15 protein-coding genes and 3 pseudogenes are annotated in these 21,595 nt (G+C 58.4%); 12 read left to right on the forward strand and 6 right to left on the reverse strand.

Annotated features, from left to right (window positions below):
* Positions 1-478: 478 nt before the first annotated feature.
* The 4 genes from AADA15_RS06140 to AADA15_RS06155 are packed head-to-tail and all read right to left on the reverse strand — an operon-like array spanning position 479 to position 8,076.
* On the reverse strand, positions 479-3,598 hold the full coding sequence (locus tag AADA15_RS06140) for a DEAD/DEAH box helicase (protein WP_341640671.1): 3,120 nt from the start codon (positions 3,596-3,598) through the stop codon (positions 479-481).
* Positions 3,591-4,928 carry an EH signature domain-containing protein gene (locus tag AADA15_RS06145; protein WP_341640672.1) on the reverse strand — a complete coding sequence of 446 codons (1,338 nt, stop codon included), beginning with the start codon at positions 4,926-4,928 and terminating at the stop codon, positions 3,591-3,593. The genes AADA15_RS06140 and AADA15_RS06145 overlap by 8 nt, the downstream gene beginning before the upstream one ends.
* Positions 4,925-6,019, reverse strand: coding sequence for an OmpA family protein (locus AADA15_RS06150; protein WP_341640673.1), 1,095 nt, complete (start codon positions 6,017-6,019; stop codon positions 4,925-4,927). Before AADA15_RS06150 ends, AADA15_RS06145 begins: the two co-directional genes overlap by 4 nt.
* Positions 6,016-8,076, reverse strand: a complete 2,061-nt coding sequence (locus AADA15_RS06155) for a hypothetical protein (protein WP_341640674.1) — start codon at positions 8,074-8,076, stop codon at positions 6,016-6,018. Before AADA15_RS06155 ends, AADA15_RS06150 begins: the two co-directional genes overlap by 4 nt.
* Before the next feature lie 183 nt (positions 8,077-8,259).
* On the opposite strand from AADA15_RS06155, the pseudogene AADA15_RS06160 reads away from it, so the two are divergent.
* Positions 8,260-9,110, forward strand: a pseudogene (locus tag AADA15_RS06160) (IS5 family transposase).
* 122 nt (positions 9,111-9,232) lie between these two features.
* A complete protein-coding gene (locus AADA15_RS06165) occupies positions 9,233-12,187 on the forward strand; it encodes a UvrD-helicase domain-containing protein (protein WP_341640675.1) in 2,955 nt (984 codons plus the stop codon).
* Between the two features lie 302 nt (positions 12,188-12,489).
* Here AADA15_RS06165 and AADA15_RS06170 read toward each other — a convergent pair whose 3' ends face one another.
* Positions 12,490-12,810, reverse strand: coding sequence for a head-tail joining protein (locus AADA15_RS06170; protein ID WP_341640676.1), 321 nt, complete (start codon positions 12,808-12,810; stop codon positions 12,490-12,492).
* A gap of 15 nt (positions 12,811-12,825) precedes the next feature.
* Here AADA15_RS06170 and AADA15_RS06175 point away from each other — a divergent pair, with 15 nt between their 5' ends.
* Positions 12,826-13,674: a PGN_0703 family putative restriction endonuclease gene (locus AADA15_RS06175; RefSeq protein WP_341640677.1), complete on the forward strand. Its 849-nt coding sequence runs from the start codon at positions 12,826-12,828 to the stop codon at positions 13,672-13,674.
* Here AADA15_RS06175 and AADA15_RS06180 read toward each other — a convergent pair.
* Positions 13,675-14,082: pseudogene (locus AADA15_RS06180) on the reverse strand (transposase); the annotation flags it as partial. It abuts the gene before it with no gap.
* A 239-nt stretch (positions 14,083-14,321) separates the two neighbouring features.
* Here AADA15_RS06180 and AADA15_RS06185 point away from each other — a divergent pair.
* The 9 genes and pseudogenes from AADA15_RS06185 (at position 14,322) to AADA15_RS06225 (ending at position 21,582) form a co-directional block, all read left to right on the forward strand.
* Positions 14,322-15,035: a hypothetical protein gene (locus AADA15_RS06185; protein WP_341640678.1), complete on the forward strand. Its 714-nt coding sequence runs from the start codon at positions 14,322-14,324 to the stop codon at positions 15,033-15,035.
* Between the two features lie 85 nt (positions 15,036-15,120).
* Positions 15,121-15,306 (forward strand): helix-turn-helix transcriptional regulator, encoded by a 186-nt coding sequence (locus AADA15_RS06190; protein ID WP_341640679.1) that lies wholly within the window; start codon positions 15,121-15,123, stop codon positions 15,304-15,306.
* Between the two features lies 1 nt (position 15,307).
* The gene (locus AADA15_RS06195; RefSeq protein WP_341640680.1) at positions 15,308-16,195 is read left to right on the forward strand and encodes a helix-turn-helix domain-containing protein; all 888 of its coding nucleotides are present in this window, start codon (positions 15,308-15,310) and stop codon (positions 16,193-16,195) included.
* Positions 16,196-16,757: 562 nt separating this feature from the next.
* Entirely contained in the window at positions 16,758-17,210 is a 453-nt protein-coding gene (locus tag AADA15_RS06200; RefSeq protein WP_341640681.1) for a DUF2924 domain-containing protein, read from the forward strand.
* Positions 17,207-18,517: a recombinase family protein gene (locus AADA15_RS06205; protein WP_341640682.1), complete on the forward strand. Its 1,311-nt coding sequence runs from the start codon at positions 17,207-17,209 to the stop codon at positions 18,515-18,517. Before AADA15_RS06200 ends, AADA15_RS06205 begins: the two co-directional genes overlap by 4 nt.
* Positions 18,514-18,732: pseudogene (locus AADA15_RS06210) on the forward strand (hypothetical protein); the annotation flags it as partial. The gene AADA15_RS06205 and the pseudogene AADA15_RS06210, both read left to right, overlap by 4 nt.
* A gap of 315 nt (positions 18,733-19,047) precedes the next feature.
* Entirely contained in the window at positions 19,048-20,115 is a 1,068-nt protein-coding gene (locus tag AADA15_RS06215) for an integrase core domain-containing protein (RefSeq protein ID WP_341640683.1), read from the forward strand.
* 149 nt (positions 20,116-20,264) lie between these two features.
* Positions 20,265-20,453 (forward strand): methylation-associated defense system helix-turn-helix domain-containing protein MAD1, encoded by a 189-nt coding sequence (gene mads1 / locus AADA15_RS06220; protein ID WP_341640684.1) that lies wholly within the window; start codon positions 20,265-20,267, stop codon positions 20,451-20,453.
* Between the two features lie 31 nt (positions 20,454-20,484).
* Positions 20,485-21,582, forward strand: coding sequence for a DNA cytosine methyltransferase (locus AADA15_RS06225; protein WP_341640685.1), 1,098 nt, complete (start codon positions 20,485-20,487; stop codon positions 21,580-21,582).
* Positions 21,583-21,595: the final 13 nt, after the last annotated feature.

Below are 21,595 nucleotides of genomic sequence, written 5' to 3' on the forward strand. Positions count from 1 at the left end.
GACCAACGACCGATCGGCGTCTTGTCAGTCTGACGGGGAGTATGGCCCCAGAGTGCCGATGAGCTAACGAGACACAGGACGCGCGACTTCCCATCTTGGTTAGGGGCAATACGAACGGCCCCAAAGAAAGACCGAATACATAGAAGCAGGGTCAATGGCGCATCAACAAATTACTTGCAGGGGAAGGCAGTTCATACATACTCCCCAATGTTTGGACTATTTCCAGCGTGATCTAAGCTACGTGCTGTTCCTGCTGATTGAACCGCCGAAAACTCAAAGGTTTGCCTTAGAGACTACAATGAAGAAAGACCGCATAGCGCGATCGGCAACAAAATTCCGGGAGCGCTCATAAAATTGCTGGATTAATCTAGCCCGTCTGTGTGATTTAAGCGCGGAAAATCTGGCCCTGACTAGGGACACTTTCAGTAGCACATCACTTGTCTGGCTGAAGCCGCCACTGTCTTTCGCCCAATCGTAGTTACTTTAGTTCCCATATCCCATCCACATCCGGGCTTGTTGGATGCAATCCATCCCGGCGAAACTGTTCGGCCATGCTGTCTGCGATAACGGCATGCTTACCGCGCTGTGGGGAAACCATAGCCTCAGCTAACCCGGAAACGTCCTCAGCGTTGTCCCCCATGGGCCAGAGCGCCTGTTCCGCGAGCTTCCGCTTGCGCTGCATCAGGCTCTGCAGAAGGCAGTCAAAACTCTGAACGCCCAGTTCCGGGTGCAAAGCCATTGGAATGTGAACTGATACGGGATTCGTCTGACCGATGCGATGGACGCGGTCGTTGCACTGCTCTTCGACGGCGGGGTTCCACCAGCGAGAAAGGTGGATGACATGTGTAGCAGCCGTGAGGGTCAACCCGGTGCCAGCAGCTTTCGGCCCGAGGATCAGTATATCGAAACCGTCATCCGTGCGAAGATGGCGCTGGAAGTGGTTGACGATCTCTTGCCGCCGAGGGATCGGCGTGTCGCCGTTGATAACGTCGATTTTTTCGAGCCCGAACATGTGGCGGACAATTTCTGCAAAGCGGAACTGCATCTCACGGTGTTCTATGAAGACCAGCACGCGTTCGCCGACGCCCTTTATCCGGTGAAGTATGTCGATTGCCGCCTCGAGCCGGGCACTCTGCGCAATGAACTCTTCGGGCGGCAATGACTTGTTCGCGCCTGGGTGGACGGAAACGGAACGGATGTGGTGCAGCATTTTCAGTGCTGCCCCGGGGCCACCATTGGCGAGCTTGAGTTGCGCGAGGTCGTAAGCGTCGGCCTGAGCTTTTGGCATCAAGCGTGGATGAAGGAAGCGACGCTTTGATGGCAGATCACGCGCGACTTCATCCTTCAGTCGGCGCAGGCCGAGCGGTGGCACCGTCCCACAAGGTTTGAACACGCGTGCATGCAGTTCGGCCATGTTTTCGGCATCAGGCGTAGCGTAATGTGCTTTGAATTCCGTTCCGGATCCGAGGCAGCCCGGCGCGATCCGGTCCATTATGGTCCAGAGGTCGATGGCGGCATTCTCGATTGGGGTTCCGGTTAAGCCGATGCGAAAATCTACATTCATTGCCTCGACGGCCTTCGATGCCAGAGACGCCCGGTTTTTGATGTTCTGGATCTCGTCCAGGACCATTGCAGAGAAAGGGATTTTCCCCAACGAATGCTGATAGTTGGCAAGCGTTGTGTACGTGGTCAGGAACCAGTAGCGATGCGCTCTACCATCTTCGAATGCTTCATCGAGCCAATCGAGATCGAGTTGCGGAAGACCGGATTGCGTTTCTGTGCCCCGTGCGTCGCGGCGTTTCTGGGTGCCGAGCGAAGACCCGAAAAGACGGATCAGGGTTCCGAAGCCGCGTCCCTCGACGTGGATGTCGACTTCCTGTTCCCAGTTCCGGAGCAGCGAGGTCGGAGCTACGACGAGGATAGGACCCCGGTTTGCTGCGGTGGCCTGCTTCATGTGCTCTTTGAGCCAGGCCAGGAATGAGATCGTCTGCAATGTCTTGCCGAGACCTTGTTCATCCGCGTTCAGAATGCCTGGAAGGCCAGCCTGCCAGGCGTTCGTTGCCCAGTCAAAGCTGGACTGTTGGTGCTCGCGGAGCGGTGTGCGGATGGCCTTCGGCAGTGCGACCGGGATCGATGGCTCGCGTGGAGAGAGTTTGGCCTCCCAAGTCAGTTCGTCGTAGTTTGCCATGGTCTCGAGGATGATCGGCCCGTCGTCACCTTCGGACGTCACTTTGTCTTCCTCAGGATCGGTTGCGAGCGTCTCGCGCCGCTGGATCTCGCCTTCGATGACGGCGAGCTGGGTAGGGGTTACCTGCACCTCTTCGCCTGCAATCTCGACTGGGGTATCAGTTCCGCTTTCGATGACATCATTCATGTGATCGCGCAACGCCCGGAGTTCTGGGTCCGGCATGGACTGGATGGCTTCGACGAGATGTTGTGCAAAGGCCTCTGGCAACCAGGTCGTGCCGCTGCCATCTCCCATCTCGGAGGTGCGTTTGTAAACGATGACCCCTGTCACGCGGTCCGAATACTCGCGGCTTTCAATCAGCGCGGGGCCGGCAATTGCCTCAACCATTTCCGCTTGCTGCGCGTCGTCCAGACCATCCAATTGTCCGCGTTCGGCAAGGTGCCGGTTAACTGCTTCGGTAATAAAGGCGCGCGGGTTCTCGATAAAGTTACGGCGTTCCTCGCGCGGTGCCTTCTGGACGCGGATCATCTCCTCTAGGACCGGGGCCGTCCCCTTGTCGATGACAAGGTATGCGTTGTTTCCGAGCCTGTAGGCGGGCTTTGCTCCATATTGGTGTAACCCGAACTGGAAAACCGCCAACGACTCTCCACTCAGTTCAGCATCTTCCTCAGAGATGTCGTCGGTCAGGCCAGCGTTTTCCAACCGTTCCGCAGAATAGGGGACCACCTCGAACTGGCTCAGTGTGCTGTTCGGGGAAATGGAAAAACGGTCGGCGATGCGGACCTCAAGGCCGCGCAGGAAGGCGGTCATGGATAGGCCGGCCACCTCACGGTTGGTCGGCATTTCTGCCCTGATTTCTGTATCCGGCTCGATGGCACGCCGAAATTCGGCGAGAGCTCGCCAGTGCTCTTCTAAAGGGCGAGTAGCGTCAAAGCCATCTGCAAGATCGAGCGCTCGTTTCATCCAGAGCGGCAGGCGACGAGGACCTTTTGCGGTTCGAAGGACCGCGCCGCTACGCTGCGGTGTCTCGCGACGTCCATGGCGGGACCATTCGTAGTGGAATCGGAACTCAGGGCGGCCGAGGACACCCGTTACATCGGTCTTAAGCATCAAGTCGACAGTGCGCGGGAGGCCCAGGGTTTCGGCTGCGGGGGCTGAAAGGCTGGCGGCTGCATCATGGGAAATTCGGAGTAGATCCCTGGAGACCATGACCTCGCCAGGATGGCTGTCCTCCCAGGCGCGCAGCTCCCCGATGGCAAAGAGAAGATCACGATCTTCCGGGGCCAGTTCGGTGAAACTGCGGGCAGCTGGTTTCGACAAGAGACGGGAGAGCAGCCCTTGCCTCGCCTGCGGGAAGCGGATCTCTATGGTGTCGTCAGTGACGGTGCAAATGGGGGCGGTGTCAGACATTCTGCAGCACCCACTGGGACCAATTTCGAATGGAATTATGCGGCTTCGAGTTTCGCGATGCCCGCATGATGCGGTCGCATTCATAGGTGCGCTGATACAGTTTCGGCGCGCGCTCATCATCTATCCGGAAAATGTGTGTCTTGTAGCTGTGGCAACCGTCGACAACGATCTTGTTTCCGATCCGCATGATCAACAACGACGTGCTGCCGCCCCGATCAAGCTGGCGACCGAAGCGACGGTTAATGTCCGTTTTTCCGCCGCGCACAAGGTTTTGCTGGGCAAAGCGGCGCGCTTCTGAGCCAAACGCAACCCAAGCCTCGTCAATCATCTTGTCATCGTATAGCCGCAACCAGAAATCCCGGCGCGGAGGCCACATATGGCTATCCTGTGTGGCCGTCACCATGTCGCAGAAAAACTTCATGTCCTGATGCGTCAACCAACGCAGCAAGACGGCCTTCAGCTCGGGGTCAAAGCCAGACCATATACCGCCCGTGTGCAAACGCGGGTCGTTCCACGCGGCAATTATCTGCTCAGACAACTCATCGCGCAATGTGTCGGGCGGTGCGCGGTGACGCCAAACAGAGAGAAGGGCTTCGACAGCGTGACCAGCGCCGGTCTGCAGGACTGGGCCTTTGTCGGGCGTGAGCCAATTGAAGAGTTTTGCCCGGGCTTCCGGTTTAGCAAGATCAGGGGCGAAGCTTTGGACAAAGGTATGGTGCGCAGCTTTCGCAAGTCCCGAGGTGTGCGGGCTGCTCAACCCCATGGCTTTCAGTGTCGAATAGGAATCCTCAGACTCGACCATGATCTGCGCAAGGTCCATCGGTGCTTCATCTGGCCGGAAAAGAGAGGGCAGGCTCTCCGACAGCTTGTGCGCACGCCCATTCAGGTCAGTGCTGCGTTGCCCGAGTGCCTGGGCGAGGAGCCTTGTATGTGGGGCGTCAGAGCTGAAGCTGTCGATATAAATGCCAACCATTCCGTCAAGGAAGGCTCCGGGTTCGCGCGTTGTGATTTCGGACAGATAAAAGGCGCGCACGGGTTCCAGGTCCGAACGTTCGCGTCTCTCTTCATCAAAGACAGCAACTCCGGCAGAGAGCACCCGCTGGGTGGTGATGTCTTCCCAATTCCAGGTCCTGACACGGGAGAGCATGTTCATCGCGAGTTTTTCCCGGTCACGATCTTCGGGCGTGCGCAAAGCATCTGGCCATCGGGAAAGAATGCTCTCGACTGAGCGACGGACTTGGTCCAATGGGGGCAAAGCGCGTTTGCGCAGCGGATTCAAACGGTCAAGAAGCCCGCGCGTGCTCTCGGTCTTGGCCAGCGCGTCGGTCATGGCTCACCCTCCACAGCTTGCAGGGCCTCGCGAATGATTTTGATCCCTCCGGTATCCTGCGGTGTGACCATGATGAAGCGCAGGTCGATGCGCCGGTTGGTGGCCCGTCCCTCGGGCGTGTCGTTCGTCGTGACGGGGCGGTCGGGACCGTAGGCCGCAACCGAAAGCACAGGCTGCCGTTTCAGGTTCAAGTGCTGCATCACGCCTTGCGCTGCACCAGTCATGGCAAAAAACGTGCTGTTCGCGCGCGCTGCTGAGAGCGACCGATTCACGCGATCAGTTCCTCGGTCATCGGTATGGCCTTCGATCTGGACAGCCTCGACCATAGCGTAGGCCGGGTTGCAGGTTTCATCGAAGCGCGACGCCTCGCCCAGCGTGAAACAAGGAAGAATCTGATCGAGGCGTTCGGCAAGTTTCGAGACGATTGCCGCCTTGTCGCGCGTGAGATCCGACCGGCCGGAGGCAAAAAGGCCTTCGCCCTGGAAACGAAGCGCGTCACTTTCTTCGCTCAGTTCAACCTTCAGGTCAGGGAAATCGGCAAGAATTGCATCACGCAGGCGGGTCAGGACTTCTCGACGCGCTTGCGAGACCCGGGCGAGATAGGCCTCGAGTGGGTCAACTTTCTCCAGTTCGGCCAGCTGCTCGCGCAGCCGTTCGATTTCCGCGTCTTTTTCCTCGATCTGTTGCCGAAGGTCTGCGACCAATTCCTCCAGTTCGGCAACTCGCTGGCGCAATTCGACGTTGTCGGCTTTCAGCTGGGCAATTTGTGCCTTCAGGGCATCGCGTTCGCTGGTCAGTTCAGCCACCTGCGCGCGGAGTTCCGCGACAAGCTGTTGCAATGCAGCCAGTTCGTCCTCGAGACGAACGATGGTTTCTGCACGAGATTCTGCCAGCGCGCGCCACTCGTCGCGTTGTTGGACCATCTCGTCAAAACGGCTGATTGGCACGGTCTCTGTCTCACGCACCTGGCTGGCGAAGAACGCCAGCAGGATCATCATGATGAACAGGAAACCAACCGTCATGTCCGTCATCGAGACGAAGGCGCTTTCTTCCTCTTCCTCGTGACGGGCCTGTTTAGCCTGCGCTCTCATGCGCGTCCTCTGGGCTGTTGCGGGATGAAGGCCTCAGCTTGTTCAACGACGCTCTTGAGAGTGTCGAGACCGGGCGCCAATGCGTCGCGCATCTGACCTACATGATCCTGGGCGGTGCCGAGAGCGGCGTCGAGCTGCGCGTTGTATTCTTTTAGGGCGCGCCCCAGCATCTCGTCGATTTGATCCAGTTTTTCGGCCTCGTTGGACAATTGGGCGATTGCGGAGCGGGTGGCTTCAAGGTTCCTTTGGATGCCCTCGCGTTCCGTACCAAGCGCAGTTTGCGCGCTTTGAAGGACGTGCGCGGCGTTCTCGGCCACTGACTTTGAGTTTTGCATGAGGGTCTCTGAAACCGTATCCACCAGATCGCTCACACGGCGCATCGTCGTCTCGATCCTTTCTTGCGAAGCCCTGATCGGCTCGGCGGCGGCAACAAGGCTCTCGCTGGCTGTTCTGAAGCCTGCAGAAGCCCCTTGAATTGCGTCCGCGCCGCTGTTCATGCCCTGCGCGGCGCTTTGGGCACCGGAGGCTCCACGTTGCACGGCATCGGCCATATCAGAAAGGCGGGCGCTGATTTCCTCAAGACGCGAAAGGAGTTTGTCGCTAATTTCATCGCCCATTTCAGAACCGAGCTTGGCGATGTCCTGGCTTGTCTGGTTGAAGCTTTCAAGCAGAGCGCGCCCGGCGCCAGTGATCGCTTGGCCGGCTTCGTCGGTGCTTTCCGCCATGCGTTGCCGCGCGGCCTCGGCGCTGTCCCGGCTTGCGCTGTCCAAGGTGTTTCGAAAGCCCTCCGCGGCGAGCCGCATTTCCTCGGCGGCTGTTCGCATGGCTTCCGCTCCTTGGCCCGTGTTGTCCCGGATGCTCGAGAGCGTGTCGTTCATGACCGAGAGCAGACGATCGGCGCCCTTGTTCATGGCCTCTGACGCTGTGCGTCCACTCGCGGCCACTTCGGTGCGCATGTCCGACATTGCGCGGGCGATCTGGTCGAGTGCATCGCGAAGTCCATCGCCCGCCTGAGTATTGGAGCTGTTCAAACGATCGACCATGAGACCGATGCGATCGGTGGCCTCGCCAAGCGACTCGCTCGCCCTTGTGAGAGCATTTCCGACGGAGTGCGACAGTTGATGAGACAGGTCGCCGACCAGACCTTCCATGTTGCTGGTTCCCATTGTCGAAACACGGTCAAAGATTGGGTCCATCTTGTCCGAAATGGCGGTGGTGATGGCGTCCGGAAGTGCTTCGAGCGGTTCGCGGAGCTGCGCTATCATTCCGGTACCGATTTCGCGCAGATGTTCACGCTGTTCCGTCGCGGCGCGAAGTTGGCGGAATCCGAGGTCCTCAAGACTCACAAAAACGAGGCGACGCTCGATTCCGCTGCACAGGCGATTGAGTGCCGCTTCGATCCGGTTTTGCCGAGCACGCAGTAGAACAGTGAAGAGGATCGAACAAAACAGACCGGCCAGCGACATCACGAACTTTGCTGAAGCAATTGTCATGAATTCCTGCATTGCGCGATCCATGCCGCCGGAACCAACGTTCATTGATTGCGAAAACTGGTGCAGCGCTGCGACTAACCCCAGAAATGTCAGCAGAAGGCCTGCGGAGACGAAGGTGTTGGGAAGGATACGATAGATTCCGGGTCCAAATTCCAGGTCCTCGACGTTCAAAAATGAAGCAGGGCGAATTGAGTTGCGCAGTCTCAAGGGGCCGTCGATGTCGTCCGGCACGATTGTTTCGCTAAACTCGTCGAAGGCCTCCCAGACGGCTTCGCGCGTGCGGTTCGTCCGATAGTTCTCGCGCAGAGAGGCGCGAAATCCGTCGTAACCTTGTGCAAAGGCATCGATGCTTTCGTGCTTTCGCACGCGGGCATCCAACTCCTTGACGGCATTCAATTGCAGGCGTGTTTTTCTCAGGTAGAGAAAACCCGCGAAAATTGTAAGCAAAAGAAAAAAGCCTGCGAAATAACCAGGGCGGCTGTCGGAAAGTGTCAAGGCTTCTGCCAGGATGATGATGCCGTCTTTCAGCAACAGGCCGAAGTCATTGCCAAGTTCAAATTGCACGTGTGTCTCCTGCGGAAATCCCCGTGATCAAATCAATTTCGATCTACAACCGTAGAATTGAACGCCTCAAATCGCAAGATGCCAAGGTGCTGTTTTCCTTGAAACCTTTGAGGTCGCATTGCTTCTGTTGCACAAATCCCGTGAGGGATTCATCTCGTGAATGCAGGGTGGTAGCTGATATGCATGAGCAGACCCCCACCTCCGATCCACGGGATCAGAAACTGGCCCGCCAATAATCAAGCGCTAAAGCGTCATTGTTTGCTGACTATTTGGTTCGATCCTGAGATGAGCTGGGATTCCGTGCCAAAAGGCAGACGCGGCCGCCATCAGACCTACAACGATGCCGTCATGCAGACGTGCCTTTCAATGAAGGAGCTGTTCGGCATGGCGCTCCGGCAGACGACAGGCTTCGTTGAAAGCCTGTTGCGGCTGGCCGGTCTCTCGCCGTCAGAAGCCGCTGGTGGTCAACATTCCCTTATGGGGCTCCAAGAGAGCGCTGAACCTTCTTCTCGATAGCACCGGGACACAGGTCGAAGGTGAAGGCGAATAGCACGCACGTAAGGATTGTAGGACAAAACGGCGGATCTGTCGAAATCACCGGGAGCCACATCGGCGATGCACCAGTGTTTCCCGACCTGCTCAAAAAAAATCCCGAAGGATCAAGAGATCGGCTCGGTGACCGCTGATGGCGCCTATGATACTCGCAAATGCCACGATGCCATCGCTGATCGCGTCGCCCACGCTGTCATCCCGCCCCGCAAGAACGCCAGCCATGGAGGAACGTCACCGCCGGTGCGGTCGCTCGAAACTAGGCCTTGCGCGCCTCCAAATACCTTGGGCGCGCGCTATGGAAACGATGGAGCGGATACCACCGCCGGAGCAGCGTCGAGACGAAGATGTATTGTGTCAAACTGCTGGGTCAGCGGATGATGGCGCGAGATTTCTACCGCCAAGTCGCGGAGATCCAGGTCCTTGTAGCCCTGCTCAATCACTGCACCGCGCTCGGCATCCCCGTCACGGAAGCTTTGGGATAAGTCCGTCCGGAGAAAGGGGAGCTTCGATCATTGCCCGATTTGTTCAACAGAGTCTGGGTTCGGCAAAAACGACCAAAGTAGGCACTCTTTCGCGCCTGAAATGCGCCCCACAAGGTTCCCCGATGTCCAATATCTGCTACACCTCGGGAAAGACAGGCAATTCGGTGCACATGAACCTCTCCTCAAAATCCTTCTTAGGATTCCTGATTGACCCTCTGGGCCGACATCCAAGATCATTAACACTGCAGAAAAACGGTATCGCGGCACGCGGGGCTGGTTCGCCCTGGATAGGGCTCGAAGATATCGTGACGCGCCCATCGGTGAAAAAGGGCTTTCTCTCGTCGTCGCTTTCGCTCGATCTTGGAGGCGACCGACACCTGACTTTGCCAGCGGTGGATGCGTTTGCTGCCAGAACTTTCGCAGATGCGGCTACAACCGCCTGGACGAATTTTAATCGGGCGGAGCTGGAAAAGGAGGACGCCACGGTCCGGCGCATCTTACATGCACTTGATGCGCTCAAGGTGCCGGATGCCTATCCCGCAGCATGCCATGTAGCGCCGTTGGCGCACGATGCTGCCGATCTGAACAGCCGCGTGCTGTCCAAGCTGAATGCGGAGGCCGTTGGCAAAAAGGTGATGTCTCGAATTGCCCCGATCACGGCGTTCGCGTCCGATCCGAATGCCGTACGTGACGCATCAATCGAGGCGTTCGTCGAAGCTCAACTACTGCGTTGGAAGGATTTCTTCGACACTGTCGAGTCCATGCCGCTGACACCGGAACAGCGGCTCTCAGTCGTGGTCGACGAGGACGCGACTCTCGTTCTAGCTGGCGCCGGATCGGGCAAAACCAGCGTGATCACCGCGAAGGCCGCTTACCTCGTGAAGGCGGAGATACGGGAGCCAAGCGAGCTCCTTCTGCTGGCCTTCGCGAAGGATGCCGCAACCGAAATGTCAGAGCGGATAGAGGCCCGGTGCGGGGTCCCCGTGGCGGCGCGCACCTTCCACGCGTTGGCCTATGAGATCATCGGCGAAGTGGAAGGCGAGAAGCCACCTTTGGCGTCGACTGCGACCGACGACAAGGCGTTCTTGTCGCTGATTAAGGAGATCCTGCGGCACATCGTGGCGACCGCCAGCGAGATCGCGCAGACCGTGATCGGCTGGTTCGCAGGTTTCTTCGACGACTTCCCGACAGAATGGGACTTCAAGACGAAGCACGAATGGTATGCGCAGGTCGAAAGCCGCAACCTGCGGACGCTACAAGGCGAGATGGTGAACAGCTTTGAAGAGCTGCTGATCGCTAACTGGCTGTTCCGGAACGGCATCGCCTACGAATACGAGCCCAGCTACGAGCACATGCTCCGGAAGACCGGGCGCCGCGTCTACACGCCCGATTTCCGGCTGACAGAAAGCGGCGTCTACATCGAGCATTTCGGCGTGCGAAAGAAACGCGGCAAGGACGGCAAGGAGGAGCTAACGACGGCCCCTTACGTCGATCGCGATGAATACCTAGAGAGCATGGACTGGAAACGGCGGGTCCACGCCGAGCACGAGACGGTATTGGTCGAAACATACAGCTGGGAGCGTAAAGAGGGCCGACTTCTCGAGGCACTTGCCGAAAAGCTCGAACCCCACGTCACGCTGCGGCCGATCCACGATATCGAGATCTACGACCGTGTGACCGAGGTCGGGGTGGTGGACAGCTTTACCTCGCTGATGGGCACTTTCCTACGTCACTTCAAGAACGGTGGCTACCGGGTCCAGGACTGTTCAGATAAGGCGCTAACGCTGAAGATGGGCAAACGCGCCGAAGCATTCCTTAAGATCTTCGGCGCCGTATTCCGGGAGTATCAATCCCGCCTGGGTGATCGGATCGACTTCGAGGACATGGTGAACCGCGCCACCGCCCTCGTCGAAAGCGGACGCTACCAGAGCCCGTTCCGGCACATCCTCGTCGACGAATTCCAGGACATCTCGACCGGACGGGCGAAGTTGATCCAGGCCCTCAAGCGCCAGCATTTCGACGCCAAGGTGTTTGCCGTCGGCGACGACTGGCAGTCGATCTACCGCTTCGCCGGGTCGGACATCCACATCATGCGTAACTTCGGCGCTGAATTCGGCGGCGCCTATGCAGGAGCTACTGATGTCCATCGGACCGTCGACCTCGGCCGGACCTTCCGGTCCGTCGACAAGATCGCTCTGGCCGCCCGTCGCTTCGTTCTTCGTAACCCCGCTCAAATCACCAAGACGGTGATACCGGCAGGTGAAACGGACGAACCCTCGATCAGGATCGCCTGGACGCGCCGTGAAACCGGGGAGACGGCGTTGAACGACACTGTGGCTGCTCTTGCCACCACTGAAGGCAAGGGGGGCGGGAAACCATCAATCCTGATCCTCGGGCGATATCGTTTCCTGAGGCCCGATATAGGGCGACTCCAGCGTCAGAACCCAGGAGCGACGATCGACTTCAAAACCATCCATGCATCGAAAGGCCTAGAGGCCGATCACGTTATCATCCTTGGCGTTGACAACGCCAGAATGGGCTTACCGTCGATGATCGTCGACGACCCGCTACTCGGCCTGGTATCGCCCGAGGCCGAGCCATATCCGAATGCCGAAGAGCGGCGTGTCATGTATGTCGCCTTGACCCGGGCACGGCGGACAGTGACCATACTCGCTTCCGAGGCGCGCCCCTCTGTCTTCGTCGAGGAGCTGCTTAAGGAACCGGAGTTCGGCGTGGTCGTGCCCCCGGAGTCCCAGAAGCACACCCACACCTGTCCGGGTTGCGGCGGTCGTCTGCTCCACATGCCGGACCAGGACGGTCGCGATTGGTATCGCTGCGAGCACGTGAAGTTGTGCGGCAGTCGTCTGCCGTCTTGTCCCTCCTGCGGCGTTGGCCTCCCCATCCGTTCCAGGACTGGTGGAGACTCGGTTTGCGGAGATTGCGGTGAAAGCCAGTCGGCTTGTCCCAGTTGTGACGCGGGATGGCTTGTCGAGCGACGCGGCCGTTTTGGAGCATTTCTCGGTTGTGTCCGCTTCCCTGACTGTGCTGGTAAAGCCAAGCTGAAGAAAAGCGACTGACATGCTGAAAGAGCACGACCCTGCCGCCATTCGCCCGGCCTACGACGAAAATCTGCAGGCAGAGAATTCGGAACCGCTATGGTCGCCGCGGCGAATGGCAGGTCCTCGCCCGTTTCTCCACGCGCGAGGATTGTCGGCAGGCAGAGCGCGGGTTTAACCGGCGCTCGGTAATGTCTGGTTGCGGATTAAGTTGGCGAGCCGTCGCCCGAGCCCCGCGCCGGTGATCTGTGCCCGCCAAGAAGACTACAACCAGACTCCCGCCTCGCGCATGGCGGCGACGAGATCGGGCGTGATGTCGAGCTTCAGCTTCGCGCGGGCCTCAGATCAACGGTCCAGACGAGCCGCTCGCGGTCGCGGACCGGCTCCCCTTGGATAAGGAACGCGACCCCGTCGATCTCAATCCGGTCGCCGGAGCGAGGGTTCGCGACATTGGCCACGCGCAGGTCGATCTGAGTGGTTTCCGACCAGAGACGCGCATCGCCGAAGTCTGTCATCGAGTCCACCTGACGCGAGCCAACGCGTACCAGCACTGGCGCACCACCGTCGGAGGTGTATACCGCTTCCCGACTGATATTCGGCTCGGCAAAGAGCGCATCCAAGTCAGATGCAAACGCGCTGGTCATGGCTATAATGCTCCTATGAAACAGGAAAAAATGTCAGAACGCCCGACGAGGATCCGAGCCCTTGAGGCGCTGTCACAGGCGTTCATGCGCCAGCATTCAGGTACGGCCCTCGACCTGAAGGGCTACGCTGAAGATTTCCGCGACACCCTTCTGCCGCAGGTCTCGGTCGAGGACTTCGAAGCAGACCTGTCGTCGGGGGACGGCAACGAACTCGAGAGCAAATTCCGGGCAGCACATTCGTCATCTGGGCTGGCGGTAAACTGTTTCGCGCCGTTCCGGCGCAAGATCACCGATCTAGCGATGACGGGACATGCCAAATTCAATAGCCTCGAGTTCGAGCGGAAATGCCCCACGGGGCTGCGCGGCGGAAGGGCCCCAAATCTTGACGTCGTGCTTTCGGCCACTGGTGGAGTGGTCGGGATCGAGTCAAAGTTGACCGAATACCTGTCTTCCCACCGAGCCAAATTCTCCCCTGCCTACGAGGAGCAGATCAGGGACACGCGGCGTGACCAGGAATACTTCAGAGAGATGCTGCGCCTCCGGGATAGCCCAGACCATTACACCTGGCTCGACGCGGCACAGCTCATCAAGCATGCGTTCGGTCTGGCTCGTACTTTTCCCAATCGTCCTGCGACGCTGCTTTATCTGTTCTGGGAGCCCGCGAACCCGGACGCCGGTCCGGAGTTCGCCGCTCACCGCGACGAGATAGGGGAGTTCACGGCGCGCGTGTCAGGTGCGTCACCAACCTTCAAGGCGATGAGCTATCCAGAGCTCTGGCAATCCTGGCGCGAGAGTGTCTCGACGCCTGGATGGCTGCATGAACATCTCGAAAACCTGCAGAGACGTTATCTGGTCAGCATCTGAGCGTTTCAGAAAATCGCGTTCACCCTCGGTTTTGATGCCCGTGCTATGGATCAGAAGGTTCAGCGGGCCGGTGCCACCACGATAGGGCAGGTTCGCGTTCAGGGTTTTCTGGCGACCGCACAGGGTGCTGAAGTCTGGCACCGACCAATCCAAGCCGATCAGCCGCAACAAACTTTGCACAAAACCGGTTTTCTGCTGGAGCGCCATTCCGAACAGCACCTTCAGCGTGAGGCACGCCTGGATCTCAGCATCACTGAAGCTCTGTTGTCGGCCGCGCTTGCCGCTCGGCGGCAGCACCCAAACCATCTCAGGATCAAAACATATCGACAGCGATCCGCGTCGCTTCAAGATGTCACTGTAAGCTGGCCAGTTCGAAGTCTTGTATGTTGTAGGGGCCCAACTGCTCATGCCCTCCAGCTATCATGCTGGATTCGAGAGATGAAATCCTCGACCGATTTGTGCAACAAAGCCTCGTCGAGGCAGTCTTGGATGGGAGCCGAGCAGCTCCGAGTACAGCAGCGGATGCTCTGCGCCGAGCAATGTGCTGGCGAAGGGCATGCGGGTGACCGAGGCGAGACATTTTTTTAATGCCCTAAGGGTTCGGAGCAGTATGACAGTTTCCTTGGCGTGCCATTAGATTGAGCAGCATGAAAAATGATTCTTTTCTGCAGCATGTGCGCTGGGCCGAAGGCCTTCTCCGGGATCAATTTGAGGTCATGGAGGAAATCCGAGGTGCGATAGGCTGGACAGACCAAGATGAGCGGGTTTTGGACAATCTGACGCGTTTGGAGACAGCGCGAGAAGAAAACGCGCTATCGGCTCGTCAGATCGCTTTGGAGCAGGTTTCACTGGATTTGCGTGATATCGAAGACGCTTTCAGGCAAGGCTTGGCTCCAGAAGGCAAGTTTCCTACCGAACGCAATCCCTACCTGAGGCTTCTCAAAGAACTGGCCGAAACATCATGCCACGAGGCGGCCGCATTTGATGCGATGGTTATCCACGCCACTCAATACTTGAATTACGCAGAGTCAATGCCTGTGGAAATACGGCGTTTCGTCATCGCTTGCCTTAATGGCGAACTAAATCGACCGATCAAGCGCGGTCCTCATACTAAAGGCACGTTGATGAACGGTCTGATTTACGATGTGGTCGTTGACTTGGTTGACCGCTTTGATCTGAAACCGACACACAACGAAGCCGCTGAAGAAGGCAAGAGTGCATGTTGGGTTGTGGCCAAGGCTATGGTCAACCTCAGAGCGCGGCCACAAAGCTACCAATCAATCAAACGCATTTACTTCCTGGAAAACGCCGAGCGAAAGCGCGCTCAGGTGCGAACCATGTGGGCGGAAGTAGGTCAATAATCCGACCGAATTATCAATCCGCGAAATTCTGCACTTCGTCCAGCAAGGTTCCTCTCACACCGTACGTGTTGAGAAAGGAACAACGATGGACGAAGAAATCTGGAGACTGCCACGGGTCATGGCTGCTGTCGGTATGGGGCGAAGCTGGATTTATCAGTCGGTTTCTGACGGTAGCTTTCCCCCCCCATTCAAGATCGGCAAGCGTGCCGTAGGTTGGAGGCGCGCCGACGTACAAGCTTGGCTTAAGAGCCGTCTGACGCGGGGGAGCTGAAATGCACGAAGGAACGAAGCCGCAATCTGAATACGTGAACTTCAAGGCCTTCCAATGGGCATTGAGCGTCGAAGGACTAGCCCAAAACACCCGTTCACTTTTTTTGGAGCTCGCACGTCGATCTGATGAGTACGGTTGCAGCCACATAGGTCGCCGGAAAATCGCCGAAGTCATCGGGTGTAGTAGACGGACGATCGATACTCATGTCTCCAAGCTGGTCAGTCTGGGGCTGATCCGGCGCATTGGCCGGTACACCGCTACCCAGGGGCAGATCACCAGCGTTACTCAGCTCTCCGCATGGCCAAATCGCGCGCGAATTCCGACATCAGGCCATCCAAAATACGGTAAGTTTATCAAAGAAGATGCGCTTGACGCTCTGATCTTTGCCCGCTCGAACCTGCAAGACTTGCAGGGGGCCGGCGAAGATTCTTCGAACCATAGAAAATATTCAAATAGAATAGAAGCTACTACACAGTGCATAGAAAATGAGGCGCTTGTGGCCTGCCTTGACGCGCTGGGGCCTTGGGCCAATGAAACCAACCGCAGAAATTTAAGCCGCAGGGTAAGCACGCTCTCAGATCTGCTCGACGCGGGTTACGATCTCGAAAAGGACGTGTTTCCGACGCTGCGAGAAATGAGCAAACGCGGAGGCAAAATCCCGACCTTGCGTTCCTGGAAGTATTTCGAGGACCCGATTCGGCATTTCGCGGAAGCTCGCAACAGCCAAGGTCACAAACCTGGAACGGAATGTCATTCGACAAGTGCAGAGTGCGAGGAAGGCTATGCGGATCCATCAGATCTCGAACTCAAGACCAATCGGGAAATGAGCCGCTTCCTGCGATCCGTCATCGCGCCAAAACGCATGCCTTTGACTGGTGGGGGATCTTGATGCCACAGATTTCAAAACCCATGGCCGCGCGTTCTTCTGGTGCTCCCATCTTCGGGTCCTTCCTGCGCGTTTTCCTATGCGGGGGGCAAAAGCCCGCAAACTCGCTAGTTCGAGAAAACAATTTTGGGTTCGCACTTGGGGTTCGCAGGTTCGCACTTGGGGCCAAAAGGTTCGCACCTGTTTCGAAACGGGAGCCTGCCGCTCGGGTGCGCCCCGGCATTCAAAGCACCCTATCCCACGGTTCGGGCAGGCTGCCCCCTGTCAAATGGGATCTTGGCGATGAATCCTCACCGATATTAGGGCGCTGGGCGGCGCCTGGGGAAGGTGCGCGATGGAAAACCTGACCTATGGATCCAACCCCGTACCTGTCGCGTTGCTGACGCCAACAGAGCGTCGGCGAGAACTATGCGTCCTTCTCGCGCTTGGCCTGATCCGACTTCGCAACCGCAACCAGGCCAAATAGGGCAGCGGCATAGATGAGACACAGAAAATGAATAACGGCATGGATCTACACTCTTGGACCGATTTGAGCGCCCATTCCCGCATCTCAGGAGGAGACCGCATGACCAAACAAGATCCCATTCCCGCCCGCCTGGCCGCGCTCAAAACGACATCGACTCCAGACTTGAAGAAGCAATGGCGCGATCTTTTCGACAGCGAGCCGCCGCCGTTCAACCGCCGCTACCTTGAGAGCCGACTGGCGTACCGAATCCAGGAGCTGGCCTATGGCGGCCTGAAGCCGGAAACGGTGAAGCGGCTGGAAGCTCTTGGCGAGCAACTTGATGGCGGTGATCGCACAAAGAGCCGCGTCCGCGCTGACATGATGCCCATCGTCGGCACACGGCTGATCCGTGAGTGGCAAGGCGCCGAGCATGTCGTCACCGTCACCGCCGACGGTTTCGACTGGCAGGGGCGGCCCTACAAATCGCTCTCCGCCATTGCCCGCGCCATCACTGGAACGCGCTGGAACGGCTGGGTCTTCTTCGGCCTGAAAAACCACCGGAGGCGCGCATGACCAAGCCAATTGTCCGGAAACTGCGCTGCGCGATCTACACGCGCAAATCCTCTGAGGAAGGGCTGGAGCAGGAGTTCAATTCGCTGCATGCCCAGCGCGAGGCCTGCGAGGCCTATATCGCCAGCCAGCGCTCTGAAGGCTGGGTGCTTGTCCGCGATCAGTATGATGATGGCGGTGTTTCCGGCGGCACTCTGGACCGCCCCGGACTGCAGCGACTAACGACGGACATCGAGGACGGCCTCGTTGACGTGGTGGTCGTTTACAAGATCGACCGCCTTAGCCGCTCGCTGGCCGATTTCGCCAAGCTAGTGGAGGTGTTCGACCGCAATGACGTGACCTTTGTTTCGGTCACGCAGTCGTTCAATACCACCACCTCCATGGGGCGGCTGACGCTGAACATCCTGCTCTCGTTTGCCCAGTTCGAGCGGGAGGTGACGGCCGAACGGATCCGCGACAAGGTCGCGGCCTCGCGCCGGAAGGGCATGTGGATGGGCGGCGTGCCGCCTTTTGGCTACCGCGTCGAAAACCGGAAGCTGTTGATCCACGACGAGCGCGCGGACCAAGTTCGCTGGATCTTCTCCCGCTTCCTCGAGATCGGATCTGGAACGGAACTGTCCCGAGAGGTCGCGAAGCGCGGCATCCGCACGCCGCGCGGCAACCGGATCGACAAGAAGTACCTGTACCGAATGCTGAACAACCGCGCCTACATCGGCGAGGCGGTCCACAAGGGCGACAGCTATCCCGGCGAGCACGACGCCATCATCGACCGTGAGACGTGGGACCGCGTTCACGCCATCCTGCAGGAGAGCCCGCGCAAGCGTGCTGCCCGCACCCGTGCCAAAACACTGGCTCCGTTGAAAGGATTGCTATACGGACCGGACGGCGCGGCGTTTTCGCCGACCCACACTCGCAAGGGCGGTAGGCTCTACCGGTACTATGTCAGCCAGACGGTTCTGAAGCACGGGGCGGGAACCTGTCCCATTGGCCGGGTGCCAGCGGGCGAAATCGAAACCGCCGTCATCGATCAGCTTCGCGCCGTCTTCCGCCAGCCAGAGATCGTGGCCGGGACATGGAAGGCCGCGCGCAAGCATGCCGATGACATCACCGAGGCCGATACCCGCGCGGCTCTGCAGCAGCTCGATCCGATGTGGGACGAGCTGTTCCCGGCCGAACAGGCGCGCATCGTGGCGCTGCTGATTGAGCGCGTGGACATCGGCACGGAGGGGCTGAACGTGCGGCTGCGCGTCGATGGCCTGAGTGGCCTTGCGCGCGAGATGCTTGCAGGCGGTGTTGAGGCAGCGGCATGACCCGCGGAGGACCAATCCCTGAAACGGTTACACTCCACGTCCCGTTCCGCGTCGTTAAGCGCGGAGGGCGAAAGGAAATGCAGCTGCCCGAGGGCGTCCAGCAATCGCGGCGGACCGACAATACGCTGGTCAAGGCGCTGGCGCGCGCGTTCCGGTGGAAGCACATGCTCGACTCAGGTGAGTTCGCGACCATCGGCGAACTGGCCGAGCACGAGGCGGAGGGAGCCAACCTGGCACCCAACTCTCTCCCGTGTCAGAGGCAGCCATTGCGGGCTTGAGCGAAACTCTGCGCGACATTTTTCAGTTGGTTGGGCGCGCTTCCTGACGCGGTTCAGCAGTCTGCGGGGTCGTTCTCGAGGGGATCAGCGGAAGAGGAAAGGCCCAGTTGCGTCCCAAGCTCGAGTTCGACGTCGGCGATCCGCAGCCTTGGACGCTTTTGGCCTTCCCTGAGAAGGGTGCCAAAATGTAAGCGAGCCCCATCACGTTGACATAGCGTCATTTTTTTAAATGCCGCGGTGGAGCCCGGCAAGATGAATTCGACCATATCCCTCCTTCTGGTTTTCCTGAACCAGTTCTTCATGCCGCGGCACAACGCGCAACTGAGGCTGCTGAAGGCCCAGATCGCGATCTTGCGGGCACGCATCCCGACGCAGCGGATCATCCTGTCGCCCGCCGAGAAGGCCGAACTCATTCGCATCGGAGAAGAATGCGGACATGATATTGACGGGCTGATGGAAGTTGCCAAGCCCGCGACCTACAAGCGCTGGCTCGCCCAGATGCGCGGTGGCCGGCCCTTTCAGTCCGTGGGGCGGCCGCGCCTGACCCAAGAACTGCGCGACGTTGTCATACGCGTCGGTTCTGAAAATCTCCTGTGGGGCTACAAGCGGATCGCTGGCGAGCTGAAAAAGCTGGGGCTCTACGCCGGTGCCAATTCCGTCAAGCGCATCCTCAATGATGCGGGCATTCACCCGAGCCCCGAGAGGCGCAAGAAGAAGCCCGCCCTGCCGTGGACCACGTTCATCAGGGCGCACATGGAAACCATGGTCGCCTGCGATTTCTTCTCGAAGACCGTGTTTACGCTTCGTGGCCCAAGGACGGCCTATGTGCTGATGTTCATCCACCTTGGCAGCCGCCGCGTCTTCTGTAGCGCGCCGACCTATGCCCCGGACTCGGGTTGGGTGACCCAGCAGGCGCGCAACACGTTGATGTGGTGCGAAAAACAAGGCATCACGCCGGAGTTTCTGATCCGAGATGCCGACACCAAATTCAGCGCCAGTTTCGATACCGTCTGGGAGTCGGAGGCCGCTCGGGTAATCCAGATCCCGCACAGGGCGCCCGATGCAAACGCCTTTGCGGAATCGTTCATAGGCACGATCAAACGCGAATGCCTCGATTTCTTCGTCTGCTTCAGCCGGTCCCAGCTCGATTACATCCTGCGGACCTGGGTGCGCCACTACAATGTCGAACGCCCACATCGTGGGCGGGATATCGGGAACAACGTGCTGCAAGTCGATTTCAGGCCTGTGCGGGACGGCCCGATCCGGCGCAAGCGCCAGCTCGGTGGCATTGTCACATCATACACCCGCGACGCGGCGTGAACTGCCGCGGAACACCGAACCGGATCAATATCGTGGTCGCACAACGCTGCTCTAATCAGCCTTAATCCCCCTAAATCCGATTTACTCCAACGTAAAAGCGTGCAAACATCCAAGCAAAGCAAGTTGGCTTGACCGCGAAAGGTCGCTCCATGACTGATCGATGGCTTTCCGTTGACGAAATCGCTGACTACCTCGGTGTAAGCAAAGACACCGTCTATGGTTGGATATCCAAACGCGAGATGCCTGCTCACAAGGTAGGTCGGCTTTGGAAATTCAAGGCCGATGAGGTCGACGAGTGGGTCAGGAATGGCAAAGCTGCGGATGAATATAGGGCCTAGGTCCACGAATTTTTGAGGGGCAGTTCAACGAATGAAAGACGTGGCGTGCATTGACCTTTTTTGCGGCGCTGGTGGGCTGACCCACGGGCTGCAACGGGAAGGTGTCAATGTTGTCGCTGGCGTCGATGTAGAGGAAAGCTGCCGCCACCCCTTCGAGCACAACAACGATGCGGCATTCATTAAACAGGATGTCAGCAAGATTTCTGGCAACCAGTTAAATGAATTTTTCGGAGACGCCGCAGTCAAAGTCCTCGCGGGTTGCGCGCCCTGCCAGCCCTTTTCCACCTACTCTCAGCGATATGATGTGTTGAGCAGCCCGCGCTGGGGGCTGCTTTATCAATTCGATAGGCTTGTCAAAGAAACTCGGCCTGAAATTGTGACCATGGAAAATGTTCCGACGGTCGCCAAGCATGCCGTTTTCGATGATTTTGCCGCTTCGCTCGAAAGCCAAGGTTATTTTGTGCACCGCGATGTGATCGACTGCACCAAGTACGGCTTACCGCAAACCAGGCGGCGCATGGTGCTAATGGCATCGAAGCTCGGACCTATCGGCATAGTAGCTCCTGATCTCAAAAGGGCACGCACCGTTCGTGAAGCCATTGGCGGGTTGCGGTCAATCTCTCACGGCGAGAGCGACCCCATGGATCCGATGCATTCGGCTTCCAAGCTGTCGCCACTTAATGTCGAACGCATCAGGGCGTCCAGACCAGGCGGAACCTGGAGAGATTGGCCCAGTCATTTGGTGGCGGCGTGTCACCGCAAAGAAACCGGACGGACTTACCCCGGTGTATACGGGCGGATGGAATGGGACGCCCCTTCTCCAACGTTGACAACCCAATACTACGGTTTCGGGAATGGACGGTTCGGGCACCCCGAACAAGAGCGAGCTATTTCACTTCGTGAGGGGGCGATCCTTCAGGGTTTTCCCACCACGTATTCATTCGTGCCTGAAGGCGCGCCAATTCATTTCAAATCACTTGGGCGGATGATCGGTAACGCAGTTCCGGTCACACTTGGAGAAGTCATAGGCCGAAGCATAACGAGCCACCTGCGGGAGATGTACCAAGCTCGCACTGAAATTACGGAGACGATCTCGGAAGATGGAAAAGACGCAGTCTTCGTCGCATGATGCAAGCCAACGG

Origin of the sequence: Phycobacter sedimenti, assembly GCF_038148855.1 — a bacterium.
In the GTDB taxonomy this organism is placed as follows: Bacteria; Pseudomonadota; Alphaproteobacteria; order Rhodobacterales; family Rhodobacteraceae; genus Phycobacter; species Phycobacter sedimenti.

Bases quoted from the DNA above. Each gene is read 5' to 3' on its own strand.
- AADA15_RS06140 (WP_341640671.1), bottom strand. From the start codon at position 3,598: ATGTCTGACACCGCCCCCATTTGCACCGTCACTGACGACACCATAGAG.
- AADA15_RS06145 (WP_341640672.1), bottom strand. From the start codon at position 4,928: ATGACCGACGCGCTGGCCAAGACCGAGAGCACGCGCGGGCTTCTTGAC.
- AADA15_RS06150 (WP_341640673.1), bottom strand. From the start codon at position 6,019: ATGAGAGCGCAGGCTAAACAGGCCCGTCACGAGGAAGAGGAAGAAAGC.
- AADA15_RS06165 (WP_341640675.1), top strand. From the start codon at position 9,233: ATGTCCAATATCTGCTACACCTCGGGAAAGACAGGCAATTCGGTGCAC.
- AADA15_RS06170 (WP_341640676.1), bottom strand. From the start codon at position 12,810: ATGACCAGCGCGTTTGCATCTGACTTGGATGCGCTCTTTGCCGAGCCG.
- AADA15_RS06175 (WP_341640677.1), top strand. From the start codon at position 12,826: ATGAAACAGGAAAAAATGTCAGAACGCCCGACGAGGATCCGAGCCCTT.
- AADA15_RS06185 (WP_341640678.1), top strand. From the start codon at position 14,322: ATGAAAAATGATTCTTTTCTGCAGCATGTGCGCTGGGCCGAAGGCCTT.
- AADA15_RS06190 (WP_341640679.1), top strand. From the start codon at position 15,121: ATGGACGAAGAAATCTGGAGACTGCCACGGGTCATGGCTGCTGTCGGT.
- AADA15_RS06195 (WP_341640680.1), top strand. From the start codon at position 15,308: ATGCACGAAGGAACGAAGCCGCAATCTGAATACGTGAACTTCAAGGCC.
- AADA15_RS06200 (WP_341640681.1), top strand. From the start codon at position 16,758: ATGACCAAACAAGATCCCATTCCCGCCCGCCTGGCCGCGCTCAAAACG.
- AADA15_RS06205 (WP_341640682.1), top strand. From the start codon at position 17,207: ATGACCAAGCCAATTGTCCGGAAACTGCGCTGCGCGATCTACACGCGC.
- AADA15_RS06215 (WP_341640683.1), top strand. From the start codon at position 19,048: ATGAATTCGACCATATCCCTCCTTCTGGTTTTCCTGAACCAGTTCTTC.
- mads1 (WP_341640684.1), top strand. From the start codon at position 20,265: ATGACTGATCGATGGCTTTCCGTTGACGAAATCGCTGACTACCTCGGT.
- AADA15_RS06225 (WP_341640685.1), top strand. From the start codon at position 20,485: ATGAAAGACGTGGCGTGCATTGACCTTTTTTGCGGCGCTGGTGGGCTG.